At 50.8% G+C, this 22,052-nt stretch carries 19 protein-coding genes; 14 read left to right on the top strand and 5 right to left on the bottom strand.

All coding sequences use genetic code 11. The features are described 5' to 3' along the window. Positions 1-183: 183 nt before the first annotated feature. The 10 genes from MKX50_RS14415 (at position 184) to MKX50_RS14370 (ending at position 12,011) form a co-directional block, all read left to right on the top strand. Positions 184-1,473 (top strand): extracellular solute-binding protein, encoded by a 1,290-nt coding sequence (locus MKX50_RS14415; RefSeq protein ID WP_339157262.1) that lies wholly within the window; start codon positions 184-186, stop codon positions 1,471-1,473. Positions 1,474-1,670: 197 nt separating this feature from the next. Beyond that, on the top strand, positions 1,671-2,528 hold the full coding sequence (locus MKX50_RS14410; RefSeq protein WP_213591958.1) for a sugar ABC transporter permease: 858 nt from the start codon (positions 1,671-1,673) through the stop codon (positions 2,526-2,528). A gap of 14 nt (positions 2,529-2,542) precedes the next feature. Then, on the top strand, positions 2,543-3,367 hold the full coding sequence (locus tag MKX50_RS14405) for a carbohydrate ABC transporter permease (RefSeq protein WP_155612825.1): 825 nt from the start codon (positions 2,543-2,545) through the stop codon (positions 3,365-3,367). 52 nt (positions 3,368-3,419) lie between these two features. Continuing rightward, positions 3,420-4,439 (top strand): sialidase family protein, encoded by a 1,020-nt coding sequence (locus MKX50_RS14400; protein WP_339157261.1) that lies wholly within the window; start codon positions 3,420-3,422, stop codon positions 4,437-4,439. Between the two features lie 110 nt (positions 4,440-4,549). Next, a complete protein-coding gene (locus MKX50_RS14395) occupies positions 4,550-5,485 on the top strand; it encodes a dihydrodipicolinate synthase family protein (protein ID WP_339157260.1) in 936 nt (311 codons plus the stop codon). 23 nt (positions 5,486-5,508) lie between these two features. Further along, positions 5,509-7,302, top strand: coding sequence for an L-fucose isomerase (locus MKX50_RS14390; protein WP_244996495.1), 1,794 nt, complete (start codon positions 5,509-5,511; stop codon positions 7,300-7,302). Between the two features lie 65 nt (positions 7,303-7,367). After that, positions 7,368-9,047 (top strand): ribulokinase, encoded by a 1,680-nt coding sequence (locus MKX50_RS14385; RefSeq protein WP_339160131.1) that lies wholly within the window; start codon positions 7,368-7,370, stop codon positions 9,045-9,047. Positions 9,048-9,111: 64 nt separating this feature from the next. Further along, a complete protein-coding gene (locus MKX50_RS14380; RefSeq protein ID WP_155612821.1) occupies positions 9,112-9,639 on the top strand; it encodes a YhcH/YjgK/YiaL family protein in 528 nt (175 codons plus the stop codon). 238 nt (positions 9,640-9,877) lie between these two features. Further along, a complete protein-coding gene (locus MKX50_RS14375; RefSeq protein WP_155612820.1) occupies positions 9,878-10,684 on the top strand; it encodes an ABC transporter ATP-binding protein in 807 nt (268 codons plus the stop codon). A gap of 487 nt (positions 10,685-11,171) precedes the next feature. Then, positions 11,172-12,011 carry a prohibitin family protein gene (locus MKX50_RS14370; RefSeq protein ID WP_155612818.1) on the top strand — a complete coding sequence of 280 codons (840 nt, stop codon included), beginning with the start codon at positions 11,172-11,174 and terminating at the stop codon, positions 12,009-12,011. Positions 12,012-12,765: 754 nt separating this feature from the next. Here the strand turns inward: MKX50_RS14370 and MKX50_RS14365 are convergent. Continuing rightward, a complete protein-coding gene (locus MKX50_RS14365; protein ID WP_155612817.1) occupies positions 12,766-13,041 on the bottom strand; it encodes a hypothetical protein in 276 nt (91 codons plus the stop codon). Between MKX50_RS14365 and MKX50_RS14360 the strand changes: the two genes are divergently transcribed. Continuing rightward, entirely contained in the window at positions 13,027-14,448 is a 1,422-nt protein-coding gene (locus MKX50_RS14360; RefSeq protein WP_244996504.1) for a M14 family metallocarboxypeptidase, read from the top strand. The genes MKX50_RS14365 and MKX50_RS14360 overlap by 15 nt on opposite strands. A 51-nt stretch (positions 14,449-14,499) precedes the next feature. Here MKX50_RS14360 and MKX50_RS14355 read toward each other — a convergent pair whose 3' ends face one another. Genes MKX50_RS14355 through MKX50_RS14340 form a run of 4 tightly spaced genes read right to left on the bottom strand, consistent with a single transcriptional unit; the run spans position 14,500 to position 18,652 of the window. Further along, positions 14,500-15,597, bottom strand: a complete 1,098-nt coding sequence (locus MKX50_RS14355; RefSeq protein WP_339157259.1) for an endospore germination permease — start codon at positions 15,595-15,597, stop codon at positions 14,500-14,502. Positions 15,598-15,629: 32 nt separating this feature from the next. Then, positions 15,630-15,842, bottom strand: coding sequence for a hypothetical protein (locus MKX50_RS14350; protein ID WP_213591969.1), 213 nt, complete (start codon positions 15,840-15,842; stop codon positions 15,630-15,632). Further along, entirely contained in the window at positions 15,839-17,038 is a 1,200-nt protein-coding gene (locus MKX50_RS14345) for a Ger(x)C family spore germination protein (protein ID WP_213591971.1), read from the bottom strand. Before MKX50_RS14345 ends, MKX50_RS14350 begins: the two co-directional genes overlap by 4 nt. Positions 17,039-17,041: 3 nt before the next feature. After that, positions 17,042-18,652: a spore germination protein gene (locus MKX50_RS14340; RefSeq protein WP_339157258.1), complete on the bottom strand. Its 1,611-nt coding sequence runs from the start codon at positions 18,650-18,652 to the stop codon at positions 17,042-17,044. Positions 18,653-18,822: 170 nt separating this feature from the next. On the opposite strand from MKX50_RS14340, the gene MKX50_RS14335 reads away from it, so the two are divergent. From MKX50_RS14335 to MKX50_RS14325, 3 genes are all read left to right on the top strand, one after another. Next, positions 18,823-19,650, top strand: coding sequence for a histidine kinase (locus tag MKX50_RS14335; RefSeq protein WP_230873934.1), 828 nt, complete (start codon positions 18,823-18,825; stop codon positions 19,648-19,650). Positions 19,651-19,827: 177 nt separating this feature from the next. Next, entirely contained in the window at positions 19,828-20,883 is a 1,056-nt protein-coding gene (locus tag MKX50_RS14330) for an iron ABC transporter permease (RefSeq protein WP_155612812.1), read from the top strand. Continuing rightward, on the top strand, positions 20,884-21,924 hold the full coding sequence (locus tag MKX50_RS14325) for an iron ABC transporter permease (protein WP_339157257.1): 1,041 nt from the start codon (positions 20,884-20,886) through the stop codon (positions 21,922-21,924). The last annotated feature ends 128 nt before the right edge of the window (positions 21,925-22,052 follow it).

Below are 22,052 nucleotides of genomic sequence, written 5' to 3'. Positions count from 1 at the left end.
CGCTAAATATAAGGCATTACCCTATAATTCACAACCTGAAAGGGGGTGAGCGTTAAATCTGAACCGCATTAAAGAAAGCGCTTACATTTATAGTTTGACAGGCAAATCTTCATTAATCTTGAGAATCCTTAGAGGGGGATGTACATGAGAACAAAGAGATGGCTTGCAAGTTTTCTTACTGTAATGTTGTTGGCTTTACCGTTGGCAGGTTGTGCGGCCGACCCGAAACCACAAGCGACGAACTCACCGGCCCCAGCGAATGACGGTGGCAGCGGCAAGGTTGTGAATATTGATTTCTGGGGCGGATGGACAGGACCTGACCTCAACACGATGGAAGGACTAGTTAACAAGTTCAATCAGGAACAAAGCGGCATTCATGTTGAATTTACTTCCCTGCAATGGACTCCGCTGTTCACCAAGTTTTTGACGGAAATGAAAGGCGGGAATCCGCCGGATGTATTGGTCATGCATCCATTTGAGCTGGGACAGTTCGTTGAAATGGGCGTCCTGGACAACGCGCCGATCACTGACGTCGGCATGGAGACGGGAAATTATTCTTCCTTTGCCTGGGGCGGAACATTCTATAAAGGCGAGCAATATGCGGTTCCGTTAGACGTTCATATGCACGGACTTTACTATAACAAGGATCTTTATAATGAAGCGGGAATAACGCAGCCTCCAATGACCGGCGAAGAACTGATCGCGACAGCCCAGAAGCTGACGGTCGACAACAAAGGCAAGCGTGCCGACGAAGCAGGCTTCGACGAGAACAATATCGTGCAATACGGGCTTGGTTTCTCTATGAACCACCATGTATTCTATCAAATCTATGCTCTATTGAATCAGCAAGACCATAATCCGTTTACCGAAGATATGAAAGCGGTTGAATTGGATGAAGACAAGATGGCGAAGGCGATTGCCTTCCTGCAAGACCTTGTATTTAAGTACAAAGTCGTGCCTAAAGGCGAGAAATCACCGGTTGATGATTTCATGGGCGGCAAAGTAGCGATGTTTGTTGACGGACCATGGCAAATGCCGAAGCTGGAGGATTCCAATATCCAGTGGGCAAGCGCGCCTTATCCTAAAGTGTTTGACAAACCGGCTGCTTGGGGAGCTGCAGAAATCCTTACCTTCCCGCTGAAGAAAAACAATGATCCTGACAAAGCCAAAGCAGCGATCGAATTCGTCAAATGGCTGGACAATAACTCCGGCGAATGGGCGAAATCCGGGCAGCTTCCATCAAGCAACGTCGGCATGCAGACCGCTCAAAGCATGGAAGGCCGGGAAGCGTTCATTAACAGCTTAGACAGCAGCGTCCTGCTTCCATCGCATCCGAAGGCGGCGCAAATCTTCTCCAGTACGGCTCCGAGCCCGATATTGACAGCCGCTCAGGACGCTATTCTGAACAACAAGGATCCACATGATATCGCCAAGCAGTTAAAGAAAGATATGGACAGTCTGCTGCAAGAGTAGCATCTGTTGCTCGCGAGCAGCCACTGACATTGACACAAAAATGAACCGATACGGCTGGTCAGAGGAAAATTGCGCATGGTTGACCACCTTTGTAAGACGCCAGGCACCGCACGCAGGGATCCTTGCCGTATCGGTTTCATGTACCACTCTATTAAGACTAGTAATATCACCATAGTGGTAGAAAGGTTGACGACTTCATGAAATCACAAGGAAAAGTCGCAGCGCTGTTCTTGCTGCCTTATCTGCTCGTATTCCTTGTCTTTCGCTTTGGACCGAGTATAGCAGGGCTGTTCATCGGCTTTATGAAATGGAATATCGTCGGCGACGCCGAGTTTGCCGGATTAGCCAACTTCAAGAAGCTGTTCAATGATCCGATATTTTGGGTCTCTCTGAAAAATACACTGCTGTTTCTCGTATTGACATTGCCGCCGCTGATTGTGTTCAGCCTCCTAATGGCCGTGCTGTTGAACCAGAAGCTGCGCTTCCGCAACGCTGTAAGAACGATTTCAATCATTCCCTACGTGTTGATCCCGGCCGTCGTCGGTATCATTTGGAACTGGCTGTACGATAACAACTTCGGGATTCTCAACTACTACCTGAAGCTGGTTGGCCTTGGGCCGATTGAATGGCTGACGAGTGAAAAGTGGGCGTTATTCTCAATTGCCCTTGTCACTGTATGGTCGTACCTCGGCTACAACATGATTCTGTATCTTGCCGGTCTGCAGGATATTTCCGCGGATTTGTACGAGGCGGCCAAAATTGACGGGGCCACGGGCGCACAGGCATTCATGAGGATTACCTTGCCGATGCTGAAGCCGATTACCTCGATGGTGATCACACTTACCCTCGTGAATACGATTCAAATATTTGACCAAATATTCGTCATGACGAACGGCGGTCCGGGAACGGCTACGCTCACATTGGTGCAATATTTATACGGAACCGCATTCCAGAACTACAATCTCGGCTACGGCTCTGTGCTTGGCATCGCGACATTGGTCATTTTGATCGTATTTGTGCAAATTCAATCCAGATTGCTGAAGCTGGATGACTAGGGGAGGCTCATGGCATGAAATTAAAAAACACTTTGATCTACATTGTCATGGCGTTTATCGGTGTCATATTCCTGTTTCCCTTGCTATGGTCAGTCGTTTCTTCGCTGAAGCCGGAAGCGGAAATTATGAACTATCCGCCGAAATGGATCGCCGATTTCACGCTCATCAATTATAAATCCGTGCTGGCCCAGTATCCGTACACCGGCTGGATGATGAACAGTTTGATCATTACCGTATTGTCTACATTGTTTGTGCTCGCGTTAACTACGCCTGCAGCTTATGCGTTTGGGCGGCTTAACTTCAAGGGGAAAAAGGTGATTTTTACGCTCATCGTCTCCATGCTGCTCATTCCGATTCAGGCCTACATCGTTCCGTTATTCCTGCTCGTATCTGAATTGAAGCTGCTGAATACATTTGCCGCGCTCATTCTGGTTGCTGGCGCGAACGTCATCAGCGTATACATCTTGACCAGCTTTTTCAAGGGAATCCCTAATGAGCTGGAGGAAGCCGCGAGAATCGACGGCTGCAAGGATTTCGGGATCTTCTGGAAGGTGATGCTGCCTTTAACGAAGCCCGCTGTGTCCACAGTCACGATTCTGATGTTCATCTCGAACTGGAACAACTTCCTGTGGCCGATGATCGCGATTCGTGCGAATGCCTTGAAGCCATTGACGGTAGGGATTGCGCAGTTTATGGGCGGAGCGAATTCCACCGCGCAATTCCAGTATGGCACTTCGCTTGCCGCGGCCTGTATGGCCATCATACCGTCTGTTATCGTGTTCTTGTCTTTACAGCGTTATTTCGTAGAGGGAATTACAAATTCCGGGATCAAAGGCTAATCAACCAGGCCGCAAATGCGGCAAGTTGATTTCTCAGGAGGGAATTACGGACATGTTCAATGAGATCACGAATGAATTGATCATGGGAACGGACAAACCGTTTGCCAGCTGTCATGCTTCACATTTGGCGGTGCTGCCTAGCGGCGATATCCTCGCCGTCTGGTTTGCGGGGAGCAAGGAAGGCGCGGATGACAGTGCAATCTGGTGCTCCCGCAAGACAGGCGGGAGCTGGTCGCAGCCGCTGCAAATAGCGGCGGGAGTAGAGGAGCCCTGCTGGAATCCGGTACTTATGAATCTTCCGGGCGGCGAGCTGATGCTATTCTATAAAATCGGCCGATGGATTAAGGAATGGCGAACGCTCTATAAAATTTCCAAGGATGAGGGGAGATCCTGGTCGGCGGCGAGGGAGCTCGTTCCTGGTGACCGGGGAGGCAGAGGCCCCGTACGCAATAAGGTGATCGTTCTCGCGGACGGTACTTGGATCGCTCCCGCTTCTGCCGAGGACGGAATTTGGACTTCATTCGCCGATCGCTCGCAGGATCAGGGCTTGACCTGGCAGCGGAGCGAGGAGATCGGCATCGCTGGTATTCAACGGAGTGACATTCAAGCGGTAAAGAGCGATATTCCGGTGTCGGAGCAGTCTTTTTACGGCCGGGGGGTTATTCAGCCATCGCTATGGGAGTCCCAGCCTGGACAGGTTCATATGCTGATGAGAAGCTCGGAAGGCTTCATTCACCGCAGTGATTCGCAGGATGGCGGCGTCCATTGGAGCGCGGCATATCCAACGAGCGTTCCAAATAATAACAGCGGGATGGATGTTGTCCGCATGGAGGATGGAACCCTGGTGCTCTGCTGCAATCCTGTCGGCGTCAATTGGGGCCCGCGCACGCCGCTAGTATTGATGGCGTCCACGGATAATGGGCTGACCTGGACCCAAGAGGCCGTGCTGGAAGACGGCGAGGGAGAGTTTTCCTATCCGGCAGTTCTAGCGTACGGAGACCAGGTCTACCTGACTTACACCTGGAACAGAGTCAATATTGCCTTTAGAAAGTTTAGCAGAAGGGCGAAGTAATACGGTTATTGCGGTAAGCTGCGGTGCAAATTCGCAGCGGGAAATAGCGGTGTTTAGCCGTGCAGCGGATAGGAATTGTTGTTATTGACTACATGCGTGGAGGGACATAGATGTTGAATCAATTACAATCACATATACCGGACGGTGTATGGCCAACCATGGTTACGCCGTTCAAGGAGAACGGACAAATCGACTTCGTTGCCCAAGAGCGGGCGGTCGAATGGTATATCCGGCAGGGTGTAGACGGTCTGTTTGCAGTTTGCCAGTCGAGTGAAATGTTTCACTTAAGTTTGCAAGAGAGAGTGAAGCTGGCCTCTTTTATTAAGGAAAAAGCAGCCGGGCGCGTGCCTGTGATAGCTTCAGGCCATATTTCCGAAGATTTTGACGACCAGGTTAAGGAACTGACATCCATGGCTGCAACCGGGATCGATGCCCTTGTGCTGATTACAAACCGGTTAGCGAACGAGGATGAGCCGGATGAAGTATGGAAGGCCAACTTGGAGAAGCTGCTCAGCAGGCTGCCGGAAGATATTCCGCTAAGCTTTTATGAGTGTCCATTTCCCTACAAAAGAATTATTTCACCCGAGCTGCTGCAATGGTGCGCAAGCACGGGGAGATTCCACTTTCTGAAAGATACTAGCTGTGATACGGACAATATTCGGCAGAAGCTCGAAGCCGTACAGGACAGCTCTTTGAAAATATATAACGCGAATTCAGCGACGCTGCTGGAGACGCTTCGGCTTGGCATCGCGGGGTATAGCGGGGTGATGGCGAACTTTCATCCGGACTTATACGTATGGCTGCTGAAAAATTGGGAGAATGAGCCAAAGCGGGCGGAGACGCTCACGAATCTCCTCAGTATGACCTCTCTAATTGAGAGGCAATTATATCCGGTCAACGCCAAGTATTATTTAATGCTGGAAGGCGTCTTCGATAACTATTACTGCCGGGTGAAGAACCACCGTGACTTTACGGCAACGAACCGTTTAGAAATCCGTCAGCTGCATCAATTGTCCAAGCAGTTGTCCGAGCAATTCATTTTATAAAGATTCGATCAGGAGGAATGATCATGAGTACACCGATGATTGTAAACCGATTGGAGGGCGCTATGCCCAAAATAGGCATTCGTCCAGTCATTGATGGACGGCGCGGCGGAATCCGCGAATCCCTGGAGGAGCCGACGATGAATCTGGCTCTCGCTTGCGCCCGCTTTCTATCGGACAATCTCCGCCATGCTAACGGTTTGCCTGTGGAATGCGTAGTAGCGGATACGACGATTGGCGGGGTGCGGGAAGCGGCCAGCACGGCCGAGAAATTCCGCCGGGAAGGCGTGGGCGTAACGATTACGGTAACTCCGTCCTGGTGCTATCCGCTGGAGACGATCGATACCGATCCGTGGATGCCGAAGGCGATATGGGGCTTTAACGGAACGGAGCGTCCAGGAGCGGTCTATTTGGCGGCCGCGCTTGCGGCCCACAACCAGAAGGGATTGCCTACGTTCAGCATTTATGGACGGGATGTGCAGGATATTGGCGATGATACCATCCCAGAGGACGTACAGGGTAAATTGCTGAATTTTGCCAAGGCCGGGCTTGCTGTAGCGACGATTCGCGGCAAATCCTATTTGTCGATGGGAACGGTGTCAATGGGGATTGCCGGCTGTATTGTGGACGAAGGCTTCTTCCAAAATTATCTTGGCATGCGCAATGAGTATGTGGATATGACCGAGTTTATCCGGCGGATGGAGCGGGGGATTTACGATAAGGAAGAATATAAACGCGCGTTGGAGTGGACGAAGAAACACTGCAAGGAAGGGGAGGACGTTAACCCGCCGGAGCGTCAAAGATCTGCCGGTCAGAAGGCTCAGGATTGGGAGACGGTAGTCAAAATGGCGCTCATCGCCCGCGACCTCATGGTCGGTAATCCGAAGCTGGCGGAAATGGGCTACGGCGAAGAAGCAGAAGGGCGGAATGCCATTGCCGCAGGATTTCAGGGACAGCGAGCCTGGACGGATCATTTGCCGACCGGTGACTTTATGGAAGCCATTCTGAGCAGCTCCTTTGATTGGAACGGCATTCGCGAGCCGTTTATGCTGGCCACGGAGAATGACAATTTGAACGCGATCACCATGCTGCTCGGGCATCAGCTGACGAATGCCGCGCAAATTTTTGCCGATGTGCGTACGTACTGGAGCCCGGAAGCCGTCGAGCGGGTGACCGGCAAGAAGCTGGAAGGACAGGCAGCAGGCGGAGTGATCCACCTGATCAATTCGGGCCCGGCTTCCCTGGATGGCACAGGCCAGCAGTCGCGGAACGGTCAGCCGGCTATGAAGCCGTTCTGGGAAATCAGCGAGGAGGAAGCCCAGAAGTGTCTGGATGCGGTAGCCTGGTGCCCGGCCAAGGATTTCTTCCCGTCGGGCGGATTTTCCACGGATTTTACGACACGGGGCGGTATGCCGCTGACAATGGCTCGGATCAACCTGATCCATGGCATCGGCCCAGTGCTGCAAATTGCCGAGGGGTATTCTGTGGAATTGCCGGAGGATGTGCATGACGTGCTGGACCGCCGGTCTGATCCGACATGGCCGACGACATGGTTCGTGCCGAGATTGACTGGATCGGGGGCATTCAAGGATGTTTATTCGGTCATGAACCATTGGGGCTCCAACCACTGCGCAGTCAGTTACGGCCATATTGGCTCCCAACTGATTACGCTTGCTTCGATGCTGCGTATTCCGGTAAATATGCACAATGTGCCTGAAGAGGATATTTTCCGGCCAAGCGTATGGTCAGCTTTCGGCGCAGACGATGCGACCGGAGCGGATTACCGGGCGTGTGCCGCCTTTGGTCCTCTATATAAATAATCGCCAGCGGGGGAGCTGGGAGAAATGAAAGAGGAGCAAGAGAGAAGGGGGCAAGAAGCATGAATATGGATGTTCGCTATGTTCTTGGAATCGATTATGGCACCGAATCGGGACGTGTTGTGCTTGTGGATGTCCGCGACGGCCGGGAGGTTGCCTGGCATGTGACGCCTTATCCTCACGGTGTTATGGATGTCGAGCTTGCGGGAACTGGAGTCAAGCTGGGCGCGGAGTGGGCGCTGCAGCATCCTCGGGATTACGTGGAAGTGCTGCGGCACTCCGTTCCGGAAGTATTAAGGATTTCCGGCGCCTTGCCGGAGCAGATCATTGGCATCGGGGTTGATTTTACTTCCAGCACCATACTTCCCATAGATCAAGAAGGCAATCCGTTATGTTATGCCGAGGAGTACCGTCATGAGCCGCATGCCTATGTGAAGCTGTGGAAGCACCATGCGGCCCAGCAGGAGGCCGATCTGATCAATGAACTTGCCGCTGCGCGGGCAGAGAGCTTCATTGGACGGTATGGCGGCAAGGTGTCCTCGGAATGGATGACGGCGAAGGCTCTGCAGGTGCTGCGGGAACGCCCGGATATTTATGATGCGGCAGATCGCTTCGTGGAGGCTGCGGATTGGATCGTATTTGTGATGACCGGGATGTTAAAGCGCAATAGCGGCTGTGCGGGTTATAAGTCGCTTTGGCATCGGCGAGAGGGATATCCACGGTCGGATTTCTATCAAAACCTGGATTCGCGTTTTGCCGCCTTCGCCGAGACGAAGCTCCGGGGAGATATCGTGACACTCAGCGAGTCTGCGGGCGTACTTACGGAAGAGGCGGCTGCAATGATGGGCTTGCGTCCAGGCATCGCCGTGGCGCCGGGCATCATTGACGCTCATGCGGCTGTTCCCGGCGCCGGCGCGACCTCACCTGGGGATATGGTGCTATCGATGGGAACCTCGTTATGTCATTTGCTGCTAAGTGAACAGGAAATTCAAGTGGAAGGCATTTGCGGTGTCGTAGAGGACGGTATTATACCTGGGTTGTATGCATATGAAGCGGGACAGCCGGCCGTTGGAGACATGTTCGGATGGTATGTGAAGCAGGCCGTGCCTGCTTACGTGGAAAGGGAAGCCGAGCAGGCGGGCGTCACTGTTCATGAATGGCTGGAGGCGGGAGCGGCTAAGCTGCTGCCTGGCGAGAGCGGGTTGATCGCGCTCGATTGGTGGAACGGGAATCGTTCTAATCTGGTCAATTCCGAGCTGAGCGGCATGATGGCCGGGCTGACGCTGCAGACGAGACCCGAGGAAATATACCGTGCATTGCTGGAAGCAACAGCATTCGGCACTCGCCATATTATTGAGGCATTCGAAGCTGCTGGGCTTGAGGTGAAGGAGTTGTACGCCTGCGGCGGCCTGCCGCAGAAAAACAAGCTGCTAATGCAGCTGTATGCGGATATCACAGGCCGGGAGATCAAAATCGCCGCTTCAACACAGACTCCGGCGCTGGGAGCCGCGATGTTTGGAGCGGTAGCAGCAGGTTCCCTGCGCGGCGGCTACGACACCATCGAGGAGGCGGCCAGGCATATGGCTCACCTCCAGGAGAAGAGCTATACACCAACTGCCGTGCATCAGGCTATGTATGATGAGCTCTATAGGGAGTATCGTCGGCTGCATGATTATTTTGGCCGAGGCGGCAATGAAGTTATGACTAGGTTAAAGCAGCTGCAAAAAAAGGCCATGACCTCTTCCTGACTCCTTGAAGACAAAATGACAGCAAGCGTTTGAAGAACCGCATCCGGGAAAGGAAGGAACAGCCATGATGCTGGGGGATATCAGAAACCTGGATCAAGAGAAGCATTTATACCCTTCCGCTGTGCGAAGAGGGCTGGAATACATTAAGCTGCATCAGCTAGAGAATGCTTCGCCAGGCAGATATGAACTGGAAAGCGGAAAGATGTTTGCTATTGTTCAGGAATATACGACACAGCCGGTTAGCGGTCAGCAGTACGAATCTCACTACAGCTATATAGATATTCAGTATTTGGTGAGCGGTACGGAACGGATTGGCTGGAAAAGATACGATGACCGGCTGAAAATTAGCCTGAACCGCTTAAGCGAAGACGATATACAATACTATGAATCCGAAGCGGAAAAGGAATTCGAAGCTGTTCAGCGGAGAGAACGGAGGGCGGGACAGGATGAAGGCAGTGACTTGATCATGGAGCCGGGACTATTCGCCGTTTTCTTTCCAACGGATTTGCATCGCCCATGCGGCCACGTGCACAGAGAGAGCTGCATTCGCAAAATCGTCATCAAAATACACCGAAGTCTCGTCGGGTTGTAAAGCTTAGAACCGAGCTCTGTAACCGTTAAATATATGAACGACTAGCCCCGATATTTTCACATTTGTCATCGTCTATATCACCATCCTTCGCTCAAAATGAGGACATTCCATGCACATTCCTGGCTTGACAAGTTTATTCCAGCGAGTTAGCTTTGTAAATATTATAGGGCAGCAATCTAAGCCCATCATTAAGAATAGGGACAGAACGGAAACCAGTTAAGTCAGGGAGGCGTTGTAGATGAGTGATTCGAACCGGTCGGAGGGTTTTAGTCAAGTGATTGAGATGCAGAATGTAACATGGCGGCGGGACGGCAAAGTTGTGCTGGACGGGATAGACTGGCAGGTCGCGCCTGGCGAGAATTGGGCTTTGTTTGGGCTGAACGGGTCGGGTAAAACGACATTGCTTAATATGATCAACGGGTACATTTGGCCGACAACGGGCACGATTTCCGTACTGGGGCATAAATATGGCGAAGTGGACGTCAGGGAAATGCGTAAATCGATCGGGTGGGTCAGCTCTTCTCTGCAGCAAAGAATTCATGCATCCGAGAAGGTGCAGGATCTGGTTGTGAGCGGGAAATTTGCATCGATCGGGTTGTATGAAAAGCCGTCAAGCGAGGATTTTGACCGGGCGGAGGCATTGATGCATCAGTTAAGATGCGGCCATTTGCTGGATCGCACATATCAGACCTGCTCCCAGGGCGAGCAGCAAAAGCTGCTCATTGCACGGGCATTGATGGCAGAACCCAAACTGCTGATTTTGGATGAAGCTGCGAACGGCCTCGATTTCATCTCGAAGGAAGGGCTGCTGGACAGCATTCAGGAGCTGGCGGTACAGCCCGACGCTCCGCATATGATCTATGTTACTCACCATACGGAGGAGATCGTACCGGCCTTTGCCAAGACGCTGCTTCTCCGGCGCGGTGAAGTGTTCATGCAGGGAAATACGAAGGAGCTGTTCCGCGGGGATACCTTGTCAGACTTCTTCGAACTGCCGGTCGATGTCACCTGGAGAAATGACCGCGCCTGGCTTTCTAGAAAGTAAAAGTTTCATGTGAAGTAATTGAAAAATAGAACTTCCATTATTATTTGGAAGTTCTATTTCATTGTATAGTCTTATTTAACTAAACTAAAGCACCTAATGTTTTATAAATGCCGCGTAACGGGACAAGTGTTCCTCCATTCTGCAAAACTGGTGGTTGATCATAATGTTATTTCTCTCCACTTTACGGTCTCTCGCGACTAAAACACATACTTGTTCGTTGCTTAGACCCCGTTTCTTTGTGCTATCTCCACGTTCACGAGGCTTTCTACGTTACTTATAACTTCTTTTCCTCCAACGACAGTTGAGTATTATCCAAACCGAATCATACGCCCCGATTCAAAGTCTGGACAATGATAACCATTTCCTGTTTTAAGCTCAGATATTTTTTGAAGGGAGTTTTGTTACCTTTTGCCTGGTGATGCGTATTATCCATTAACGGCGCCAAGACAGCCGGCGAGCGATACACATAATGTGGAGGGGATCTATCATGGAAGCAGTACCTAACAAACCAAGGAAAAACACGGGATACAAAGGGATAGCTGCAATCGCAGTGATCGTGATTTTGGCTTTTGTAGGGATGAACAGTGTGACGCAGGTGCAGTACGGCCATGTTGGGTTGTATAAAACTTTTGGAAAACTCAACGACAATATTTTGTCGCCCGGCATTCATTTGAAGATTCCTTTCATTCAGACGGTGATTCAGGTAAATACCCAGGTAACGAAGACGGAAACGGATACGACCGCATCGTCCAAGGATTTGCAGCCGGTATCGACGCATGTCGTCGTCAACTATTCCGTCAATAAAGAGTCGGCCTACAATTTGATGAATAATGTTGGGGGAGCTTATGATTCGGTCATCATTAACCCAGCGGTGCAGGAAGTCGTCAAGGAGGTTACCGCACGGTACCCCGCTGAGGACTTGATCGCAAAGCGTGATATCGTAGCCGGAGAGATCAGCGAGCATTTGACGGCAAGGATGGCTAAATACGATTTGATTGTAAATGAAATCAATATTGTGAACTTCAAGTTCTCCGAAGCGTTCGACAATTCGATTGAAGCGAAGCAGGTCGCTCAGCAGCAGGCGCTGAAGGCGGAGAACGATTTAAAGCGGATTGAAATCGAAGCGAAGCAAAAGATCGCCCAGGCTCAAGCTGAGGCCGAGTCCCTCAAGCTGAAGAAGCAGGAGGTTACGCCAGAACTGGTACAACTGAAGCAAATCGAAGTGCAGGAGAAGGCCCTCGAGAAGTGGGATGGACGTCTGCCTGCAGTGAGTGGCGGAGCTACTCCGTTTATCGATATTCAATCCTTTGTGAGTCAAAATCAGTAAGCTGTTGCTGATTATACGGAAGGAAGTACATGGACCGTCAAGCTGAGGCTTGGCGGTTTTTCATTTTAGCGAAAAATGCGCGCAGATAAGAGTGAATGCGTGTTACGGAATACGGCAATCGTGCGGAAATACCAATCAGCCGCCAAGAGGGTCGAGAGAATGATGTAACAGCCTCACGGCCCCTTCATGGAACTGGAGTCTTTCCCTTCATAAATTTAACTCTGGTTTAGTTACTGTACCTGGACGTTCAGGTTACAGATTTCTAACTGTTGCTAGATGGTCGCGAGTTAGTTAACTAGATGTATTTCATGCAGTTAGTTTATCGGTTTTGGCTCTGTCGAGGGGAACTAACTGCAAAACCTGCATTTAGTTTTAAGCTATTTCGGCGAACAGGCTCTTAGCAGGCAAACTAATTGCATGTTATACATTTAGCACATGTTTTTCTGACAAAAAGAGCTTAACTAGCTCTATAAAATACATTCCGTTTTAAAATGATCCGTGTATGGGTACTTGCGTGTTACATGAGCTTCTGGAAGGTGAAGAAAGTGTATATGGGTACAGGTTACTTGCCAATGTCATTCCACGGGGAGGCTTCAAGAGACCGGATCGTAAGCGGCCCTCACCAGTTATGGCAACTGGATGCGAAGTAAATACAAGAGGCATGTTGGTTCCTAATATAGCAATTATCAAAATTTGTATTGCCAGATTGCTAGATTTCTTATATCCTCCGTAGTAGGTCGAAAGAACCAAAACATCATGCGGAGGAAATCAAGTGACTAGAAACAGCACGAGCTATAGTAACACCAAAAACATTAGTAAAAGCACTAGTATAAGCACAAACACTAGCAACAGCACAGATACTAGTAACAAAGGCTGCAGTATAGGTGCATTCGGCGTCAACACTAGCAGCACTGGCCCTTATGGCGCTAATACTAGCAGTGTCAGCACTAGTAACGCCGACATCAGCCTCTTCAAAACTAGCAACACCAACAAGAGCAGCAGGCGCATCAGCACCGTGAACAGCTGGCATAACGCCAAGTTTTGGCTGCCCATCCTCGCTGCCATGCTGTCGTTGGCGATGTTAAGTTCTTCTACGTCTGCAAGCAGCGGGGATATCGTGCGAAGTGATACAGTTATGAGCTATGAGAGGATGACCTCGCATATTGCCGATTTGGCGGAGCGTTATCCGGAGACCATCGAATATAAGTCAATCGGCACAACGCCGCACGGCCGGGAGATTTGGGCGGTGAAATTGGGTCAGGGTGAAGCGGCCATTTTCATAAACGGATCGCATCACGCCAGGGAATGGCTAACGACGACGATAAATTTGCAGATGATCGAGCAATATGCCAAAGCTTACAGGGCAGGAACGGCGATCGACGGCTATGATGCGAGGAAGGTGCTGAACGAAACGACAATCTGGTTTGTGCCCATGGTCAATCCGGATGGGGTTACGCTTCAGCAATCCGGGCTTACGGCTTTTCCGGAGAAATCGAGGAATGCGCTGCTGCAGATGAACCAGGGCAGCAAAGATTTTACGCGCTGGAAAGCCAATGCCCAAGGCGTAGATTTGAACCGCCAGTATCCCGCAGACTGGAGTACGATACATAACAACGCGGCTGGGCCGAACTGGATGAATTACAAAGGGGCCAAGCCGCTGCAAACGACGGAGAATCAAAGTCTCGTAAATTTCACTTATGAGATTCAGCCGGAAATCGCCATTTCCTACCATTCAGCAGGGCGGATTCTGTATTGGAACTACAAGACAGCTCCGGCCAACCTGGCGCGCGACCGGAAGCTGGCCCACAGCTTTGCTGCCAAGACTGGATACAGCCTGGTCCAGCCGACGAGTAATCCTTCCGGCGGAGGGTACACGGATTGGTTCATCACGACATTCGGGCGTCCCGCTTTCACGCCGGAAATCGGCATTAAGACAGGCGAAGCGCATCTGCCGCTGTCCGCATTTGCCGAGGAATGGAAGCGAAATAAAGGGATCGGCATATGGCTTGCGGACGAAGGCTATAGACTGTGGCTGAGCCGCAATCGCAACCGGGCCGAGCAGCCGCTGGAAGAGGGGACTTTGACCCTAACCGAGGCGCGGGACGTATACAGCGAGCCGAATTTTCTGTCTAAGGCAACAACCCGTTTAAGTCCGCAAACCTTGCAAGCAGCGGCGAAGGCAGGCAACTGGTACAAAATCCAAACCGGTGAAGGTATGGGATGGATTTATGAACCTCATCCGCGGCTCGGTACGGCTGCCGAAGTGGACGCCAGCATAGAACTTAAACAGGATACCGTCTTTTATGAACAGCCATTCGACCGGACGGCAGAGAAGGGCAGACTTGCTCCGATGATGGTTCAGGCCAGCAAAAAGTGGGATGACTGGTATTTGGTCATGACACCGATTGGCGAGTACTGGATAGAGTGGGCGAACTAGCCGGTAGGTTTATGCAAATTTTATTGGATGAGAAGTGCTTAAGCAAAATGCTTAAGCATTTTTCGTTTTATTTTTGCGGGATTTTATTCCGTTGGCGGTCCAGTAGATCACTGGAATCACAAATTCAATAAAGATGAGCAGCGGCGGCAGCCCCTCAAGCAGCAAGTAATTTACTTCGATTTGGGAGCGAACGATCAGCATGGATAGAATGCAGGAAAAGGCTGTAAACGAAAGGGCGAGCGGTTTGTGATCCGGCAGTTTCACTAGCAGGGATATGGCATAGACGGCGATGAATATCATAAAAGAGACCTTAATAAACAGACTGGTCAGCCACAGGATGATTAAAATAGGGTCCAATGTTTCCACAAATGACCCGGTACGCAGGGAACGAACGAGATCCAGGTCGGGATAAGTCAGATTAGCCGCTAGCTGCGGACCTAGAATCATCAGGATCGGGATAATGTGAGACAGAATAATAACGGTCGAAGACAGGATGGTAAGAGCCACTGTCCGATAGACCTTTTTAGGTGTCTTAATGTAAGGCATAATCAGAAACAGGAAAGCAAACTCCCCAAAAATCGTGACGCAATCGTAAACGGTCGTGCCGACCTCTTTTAGATCCAATTGGTTAATCAGAGCGGGAAGCACTTCAATGCGCATGGCTTGCGTCACCATGAATGGAATGCCGACAAAACCTAGAATACTAATAACAAAAATGCCCAGAGCTGCCCGGAAAATAGTCGTGACTCCAGAACGTACGCAATAGGCCACGCAGAACCCGAACATCAGAGCGATCAGCCATGATGGAGTTCCCGGCAAGTAAACCTGAATGAGAAAATCCTCAAGTTCGCGAAGGTTGAGCGAGGCGAGGAGCAGATTCATAACGGCAATCACCAGAATAAAAAAAGCATGCGGCACTTTGCCCACAATGCTGCTGCCATATTGGATGATCGTCTCGTTAGGCCGAATTACGGTGACTCTGTAGGCAGGATACAGAAAAAGGATGCTGACCAAGCCTCCAATAATGATACTTATCGGTGTGGAGTAGTGGCTATTCTGGATGTACAGGCCTGATAAGAAGGCGATGGTCACCGTAAAAATATACAGATTATACATAGAAAATATTTGTAATCTGGTAATTTTATCCATTTGCTATTTCCTCCCGAGATCCATGCGGCATGTTAGAGCCATTGGCCCAAAAAACGGTATAGCCCGTGCAGGGCTTCTTCAAAATTCCAGTAATCCTTAACAAGGAAATAAACCTCCAGCAAAATGAGCAATATGGCCATTATCGTGATAAGCCGCCATAGCTTGGCCGTGCCATCATGACGCTTGCGCCAATCGAACCATTCATACAGCGCAATTAGAACAAAAACTAGGGCAGTCACAATCATGTGCCTTCTCCCCATTCCGTTCTGATTGACCGAAAGGCTTCACCGGTTCCGCGAATTCTAATTTTTACTGCAGCTTCTATGTCCAGCCCTTTGGCGTAAAATTCATTCCAGTTCGATTGATATTTATCCCAAATGTCAGGATGCTTCCATTTAATATAATTTCCCAATTGGAAAACATCAGCTTTGGCGGTGCGCGTCTTGTTAATCAGCTGCATGATCCGGCTTTTAATTTCCCGGTCCAGCTCTTTTTGCAGCAACATCAACTGTTCATCGTTCTGAAGATCAAGCTTGGAGTCGGAGGCCTGGACCGATGCTGTTCCTCTGGTTTCCAAGCGGATCCCGGGTGTATCATCCTTGACTTTTGCTTTAAACTTCGTGGTGATGTCTTCCACGTTGAAAGTGATCTCCTTCCCATCGGTAGGAGACTCTACGCGGATCGTCATTTCGCGGATGTTGGAATAGAGCAATAAGGAGGTTTGCATCTCTACCTTATTTAACTGCTGGCCGATCATTTTTCCTTTTATAAACATAGCCGCTCCGTCAACGCCGAGCCAGATTTGGCTTTTCTCCTTCTTGGCTATTGTTTCTGGGGCTTTACTGAAAGACAGCACAGGTATAAGAATATCCCCCGAGCCGTATCTGGCAAGAAGAACGTCCCTAAGTGTAGCATCGATGGTCATCCGATGGGTAATATAGGAAGTTAGAATGACTGAGACGAAGCGCTCGAATGTCGTTGGGGTTTCCACCAGTTCCAGCACTTTTCCCGGAGTTACGAATAGATTGGCGCTAATATGGAAGTTGATGCGCCGGCTGATAAATTCTAATATCGGATCGAGGCCATGCTTCGCCAGTGTGCTACCAATGATGAGTAACCGCGTTTGCCCAAAAGTAATTCTCCTTGATAAATCGTTTTGAATGTCCTGCAAGGCTTGCGGCAGTGTTGGCCCTGTTTTCGTAACAAAAGCGAACGGTTCCTTGCTGGACCCGCCAGACCCGCCGACTTCTCCGGGAATCATGCGGTTCGGGAGGGGGAAGCCGAGAGTCAGTTCGAATTCTCCATCATCCGTTAGATCAACCATTATCAGACTAACGAACGCCCGGTCATTGAGCTCTACCGAGGACCAGCAGCCGCTTGTAGTCATGACGATAGTCATGGATAGTATGACAAGAAACGCTCTGCTCTTCAGCTTGTTCAAGACTCACTCCTCCTTTTGTTTCTCCCAGCCGCGGGGATTTTTCTTCTGGCGTTGTTCATTATGGGTTAACGCTACAGGGCGTTGCTGCATCGCCCACCATGGGGCGCGGTATAATGTATCGTTCAAATCCGCTTTGGCTAACGGCGTGAGCGGGTACAAATAAGGTAGTCCGAATGATTTGAGGTTAAGCAGATGGATATAAATAATGATCAGCCCGCAGGTAATGCCGAACAAGCCTAGCATCGAGGCTAAGGCCATGATCGGGAAGCGGAGCAGCCTGATCGTCAATCCAAGGTCGAAGTGCGGAATAATAAAGGAAGCGATTCCGGTCAGCGAGACAATGATAACCATGGCTGCCGAGACGATCCCTGCTTGCACCGCGGCCGTACCGATGATCAGCGCGCCAATAATCGACACAGCCTGTCCGATCGATTTCGGAATGCGAATGGAGGCTTCCCGCAGCGCTTCGAAGGACAGCTCCATAATGAACGCTTCGACAAAGGCGGGAAAGGGCACGATTTCTCTTGCCGCAGCGACAGTCATCAACAGCTTGAAAGGAATCATTTCCGGGTGAAACGTAGTAATGGCAATGTACAAAGACGGCAGCAGCAGGGAAACAAAAAGAAACAAGAAACGGATCCAGCGAATCCAGGTGGCGGCGATATATCGCTGAAAATAATCCTCCGAAGTCTGCATCAGCATAGTTAGTGTGACCGGAGCAAGAATCGCGGAGGGAGTCCCGTCGACGATAATCGCTATACGTCCCTCCAGCAGCGATGCGCTGACGATATCAGGCCGCTCCGTATATTCAACCTGCGGAAATGGGGAGTAGGGCGAGTCCTCGATGGTCTCCTCGAAGGTCGAGGATCCTAAAACTGCATCAATATCGAGATAGGACAGTCTTCGCTTGAGTTCCTTAATCAGCTCTGGCTTGCAGATCCCTTCAACATAGGCGATAACGAATCTTGTTTTCGTCTCGGTGCCGAGGCTATGCTCTTCCATCTTAAAATTTTTGCTCTTCAATCTTCTGCGCAGCAGCGATAGATTCGTATCCAGACTCTCATTAAAGGATTCCCTCGGTCCGCGGATGACCGACTCGTTCGGCGCTTCTTCGATCGCCCGTGTAGTTAAGGCAGATACGGAAGGGAAAGTCATGATTCGGGGCTCTCCCTCAATCATGAGGACCACTCCGAAGCTAAGGACGGTCGTAATAGCCTCGTTGGTCTCAGTGACAATTTTGATTTCGGAGACGGATATCGCTTGGTCGTCAAACAGGTACCGAATCAGGTCGCTGTCCTCTGATCCGCTATAATCCAGCAGGCTGCGGAGAATAACCTCTTGAATCGTCGTCTGGTCTGCCGTGCTCCTCAAGTAGACCAAGGTACAACGATCGCCTGTTTTAATTTTGAATTGGCGAAAGACGATATCCGAACAATTCTCAAGCTGCTGCTTCATCCATGGCACGCGGTCATCCCGCTGCTCTACGCTGCTGGAAGGAGAAGCTTCGCTGTCTGAAGTCAAATTTGCAGGTAATGCCTTGTGTACATGCTTTGGGAGTTGAGCGGAGCTGTTGTTTTTGCGTTGTCTCCGCAGCAGTCTTAACCATAATGACATAGGCTTGGCTCCTCCTTATTGGAATCTGCAGGTAATATAAAGATTTGCTTAACGCTGATTTTTTATTCCGAATTGCCCTTGCAAACTGTTATTATAATTAAGGAAGTGAACGATGATGGATAGCAAGAGCCTGAAAGGACGGGGATCATCAGGCTAGATTGGAGGCATATATGAGAATGTCCTATCAGCAAATCAAATGGTTAATCCTGGCCACACCTACGATAACGATCGGGATTTGGGAGTTTGTACGGCATGAATATTTACTGTCTGTTATATCGATGGAACTGGGGAACTGGTTGTCCCCGGTGATCGTATTTCTGGTATCAGTATTATTGCTGACCCAGCTGTTCAAGATGATGGAGCAAATCCAGAAGGAGCTGAACGAGGCAAAGGAGCTTAAGGCGGCCTTGGAAGAACGGGAGAAGATCGCCCGCGAGATCCATGACGGAATAGCACAGTCTTTGTTCCTCTTAAATGCTCAAGTAAGCAAAGTGGAGAAGGCTCAGGTGAGTGATCAGGTTACTTTTGAGAAGCTGAAAAATAATATTCATCGTACGAATACCTATGTTCGCGAAGCGATTGCGAATTTACGCCATCCTGCCGCGCCGGACTCCATCTCCTGGATGCAGGGAATCGACAGCTTGATCCAGGAGCTTCAGAGAGATTCGGATTTGCGCTTTAAAATAAGCTGGAGCATTCCGGAGGAACGGCTATCGTTGCGGGATAAGATTGAGCTGCTTGCATTGATCCGCGAATCGCTCCTTAACATCCATAAGCATGCGAAGGCGAAGGAGGTGCATATTGAAGGCCATGTCATAGACGGGGGATGGCAGTGCTCCGTCACCGACAACGGGGTAGGCTTCGACATGAACGGCAATCCGGGCAGCCATAGCTATGGCATCAAAATCATGCGGGATCGGGCGGCCATGATGGGTTGGGATTTCGGGATCGAAAGCAGCGGGGGACAAACGATGGTAACGATTCAAAATCACGGATAACTTGACGAGTATTGTCGCAAGACATATAATGAGAACGATTATCAGTATCATTGGTGAATTATGGGAGGAATATATTTTGTATGCTTGCAGCATCAGCTTAGTGAATGTACATATGATGATGTCAGGCGTGCGGACCGCTTGCGGTTCAAGCACGAAGGGAGAGCGGGAGAGCTTCTTATGACGGAAATGTTAGAAACTACGCAGACGGAGAGAAATCTGCACATACCAAAGAAGCGGACAAGGCCGCTAGTCGTCTCTTTGATTCTGTTCGGGGGGATATTCGCTCTTATATTTGGAATTATGCTGTCGGTATCTTTCGGCGCAGCGGATATTGATTTCGCGACTGTATGGGAAGCGGTTTTCCGCTACAATCCAGAGCTGACGCAGCATCAAATCATTCAGGAAATCCGCCTGCCCCGTGTACTTGGCGGAGTCTTGGTCGGTGCAGGCTTCGCCGTTGCCGGCGCGTTGATGCAGGGAATGACCCGCAATCCGATGGCGGATTCCGGGCTGCTCGGCCTTAATTCAGGCGCAGGCTTTGCCCTGGCTATATGCTTTGCTTTTTTTCCGGGGCTATCGTTTGGTATGCTCATTTTATATTCCTTCCTGGGCGCGGGAGCGGGCGCCGGATTGGTATTTGGAATCAGTTCGCTGGCCAAGGGAGGGGTCACTCCCGTGCGTCTTGTGTTGGCTGGGGCAGCGGTCAGCGCTTTGCTGGTAGCTCTGAGCGAAGGCGTTGCGCTGTATTTCCGGGTTGGCCAGGACCTGGCCTTCTGGTACGCGGGCGGTGTGGCCGGAACAAAATGGTTTCAATTGAAAATCATGCTTCCCTGGATCGGAGGCGCGCTGCTCGGCGCGATGATGCTGTCGCGTTCGATTACGATGCTAAGCCTTGGGGAAGAGGTGGCCGTGGGTCTCGGGCAGCGGACAGGGCTGGTCAAGCTGGCAGGGACGGTCATCGTGCTCATCCTGGCGGGCTCGTCGGTGGCCGTGGTCGGCTCTGTCGGTTTTATCGGGCTGATTATCCCCCATTTGACCCGGTTCCTGGTTGGCGTCGATTATCGGACCATCATCCCTTGCTCGGCCATCCTTGGGAGCCTGCTGGTTGTCTTTGCCGATCTGGCGGCAAGAATGATCAATGCCCCGGCGGAAACACCGCTGGGCGCCCTTATCGCGTTAATCGGCGTGCCCTTCTTCCTCTATCTCGCACGCAAAGAGAGGAGGGAGTTATAGATGGAACCAATACAGGGATTATCTCAGGCTTCTGGCAAACGCAGAACGCAGCGCGGCATCTTAGTGATGGCGATTTTGGGCATTCTGATCGTCTGTGCTTTTATTGTGAGTATGAACACAGGATTCATCCGGCTGTCGCCGCTTGACGTGCTCAAGACGCTGTTCGGCATGGGAACGGATAAGCAATCGCTGATCTTGTTCGACTTCCGGCTCCCGCGCATCGTCATTTCCGTGCTCATCGGCGCTGGGCTGGCCGTCTCAGGCTGCATCCTGCAGGGGATATCCCGCAATCCGCTGGCGGATCCGGGCATCCTTGGCATCAACGCTGGCGCCGGGCTGATGGTGATGCTTTATGTTTCCTTTTTTCCAACGACATCGTTTCGTTCCATATTTCTGCTTCCGCTGCTTGCGCTTCTCGGTGCGGGGTTGACCGCTGCGCTCATCTACGCGCTGTCGTATAAGCGGAATGAAGGCGTGTCGCCGACAAGGCTCATTCTTACCGGGATTGGCGTAGCGGCTGGTATCAGCTCGGCGATGATCGTGCTGACGCTGAAGCTTGACCCGCAGAAGTATCAGTTTATGGCGACGTGGCTGGCGGGCAGCATTTGGGGCTCCAATTGGAAATTCGTGCTTGCACTGCTGCCATGGATCGTCGTGCTGCTTCCGTTGGCGTTCTACAAAGCCCGGGTGATGAACATTCTGAACCTGGGAGAGAACTCGGCGACAGGGCTTGGCATACCGGTGGAGAAGGAGCGGCTGCTGCTGTTAGCGGTAGCGGTTGGACTAGCTGGCTCGTCCGTTGCGGTTAGCGGCGGTATCGGCTTCGTCGGCCTGATCGCGCCCCATTTGGCGAGGCGGCTTGTCGGACCGAAGCATGAGCTGCTGCTGCCGGCATCGGCTATGACCGGTGCGCTGCTCGTCATCGTTGCCGATACGATCGGGCGCTGGCTGATGCAGCCTACGGAGATTCCAACAGGCATCGTTGTGGCCGTTATTGGGGCCCCGTATTTTCTCTATTTGCTGTCAAAAGTTAAAGGTTGAATCGCAGAAGCTGTGGCTTGCCCGGGAGAAACAAGCGGGAGGTCACAGCTTTTTTTATTGGAGAAATAGCCCTTGATTAATTTTGGGAAAACAGGTATATTACAAACACGCACTATATTTTGTATTAA

The sequence above is a fragment of the Paenibacillus sp. FSL W8-0186 genome (assembly GCF_037969765.1).
In the GTDB taxonomy this organism is placed as follows: Bacteria; Bacillota; Bacilli; order Paenibacillales; family Paenibacillaceae; genus Fontibacillus; species Fontibacillus woosongensis.
This window is presented reverse-complemented; position numbering and strand designations above follow the sequence as displayed.

Bases quoted from the DNA above. Each gene is read 5' to 3' on its own strand.
- MKX50_RS14380 (WP_155612821.1), top strand. From the start codon at position 9,112: ATGATGCTGGGGGATATCAGAAACCTGGATCAAGAGAAGCATTTATAC.
- MKX50_RS14330 (WP_155612812.1), top strand. From the start codon at position 19,828: ATGACGGAAATGTTAGAAACTACGCAGACGGAGAGAAATCTGCACATA.
- MKX50_RS14410 (WP_213591958.1), top strand. From the start codon at position 1,671: ATGAAATCACAAGGAAAAGTCGCAGCGCTGTTCTTGCTGCCTTATCTG.
- MKX50_RS14365 (WP_155612817.1), bottom strand. From the start codon at position 13,041: ATGCCAGCTGTTCACGGTGCTGATGCGCCTGCTGCTCTTGTTGGTGTT.
- MKX50_RS14400 (WP_339157261.1), top strand. From the start codon at position 3,420: ATGTTCAATGAGATCACGAATGAATTGATCATGGGAACGGACAAACCG.
- MKX50_RS14375 (WP_155612820.1), top strand. From the start codon at position 9,878: ATGAGTGATTCGAACCGGTCGGAGGGTTTTAGTCAAGTGATTGAGATG.
- MKX50_RS14335 (WP_230873934.1), top strand. From the start codon at position 18,823: ATGAGAATGTCCTATCAGCAAATCAAATGGTTAATCCTGGCCACACCT.
- MKX50_RS14385 (WP_339160131.1), top strand. From the start codon at position 7,368: ATGGATGTTCGCTATGTTCTTGGAATCGATTATGGCACCGAATCGGGA.
- MKX50_RS14390 (WP_244996495.1), top strand. From the start codon at position 5,509: ATGAGTACACCGATGATTGTAAACCGATTGGAGGGCGCTATGCCCAAA.
- MKX50_RS14370 (WP_155612818.1), top strand. From the start codon at position 11,172: ATGGAAGCAGTACCTAACAAACCAAGGAAAAACACGGGATACAAAGGG.
- MKX50_RS14395 (WP_339157260.1), top strand. From the start codon at position 4,550: ATGTTGAATCAATTACAATCACATATACCGGACGGTGTATGGCCAACC.
- MKX50_RS14405 (WP_155612825.1), top strand. From the start codon at position 2,543: ATGAAATTAAAAAACACTTTGATCTACATTGTCATGGCGTTTATCGGT.
- MKX50_RS14350 (WP_213591969.1), bottom strand. From the start codon at position 15,842: ATGATTGTGACTGCCCTAGTTTTTGTTCTAATTGCGCTGTATGAATGG.
- MKX50_RS14355 (WP_339157259.1), bottom strand. From the start codon at position 15,597: ATGGATAAAATTACCAGATTACAAATATTTTCTATGTATAATCTGTAT.
- MKX50_RS14415 (WP_339157262.1), top strand. From the start codon at position 184: ATGTTGTTGGCTTTACCGTTGGCAGGTTGTGCGGCCGACCCGAAACCA.
- MKX50_RS14325 (WP_339157257.1), top strand. From the start codon at position 20,884: ATGGAACCAATACAGGGATTATCTCAGGCTTCTGGCAAACGCAGAACG.
- MKX50_RS14340 (WP_339157258.1), bottom strand. From the start codon at position 18,652: ATGTCATTATGGTTAAGACTGCTGCGGAGACAACGCAAAAACAACAGC.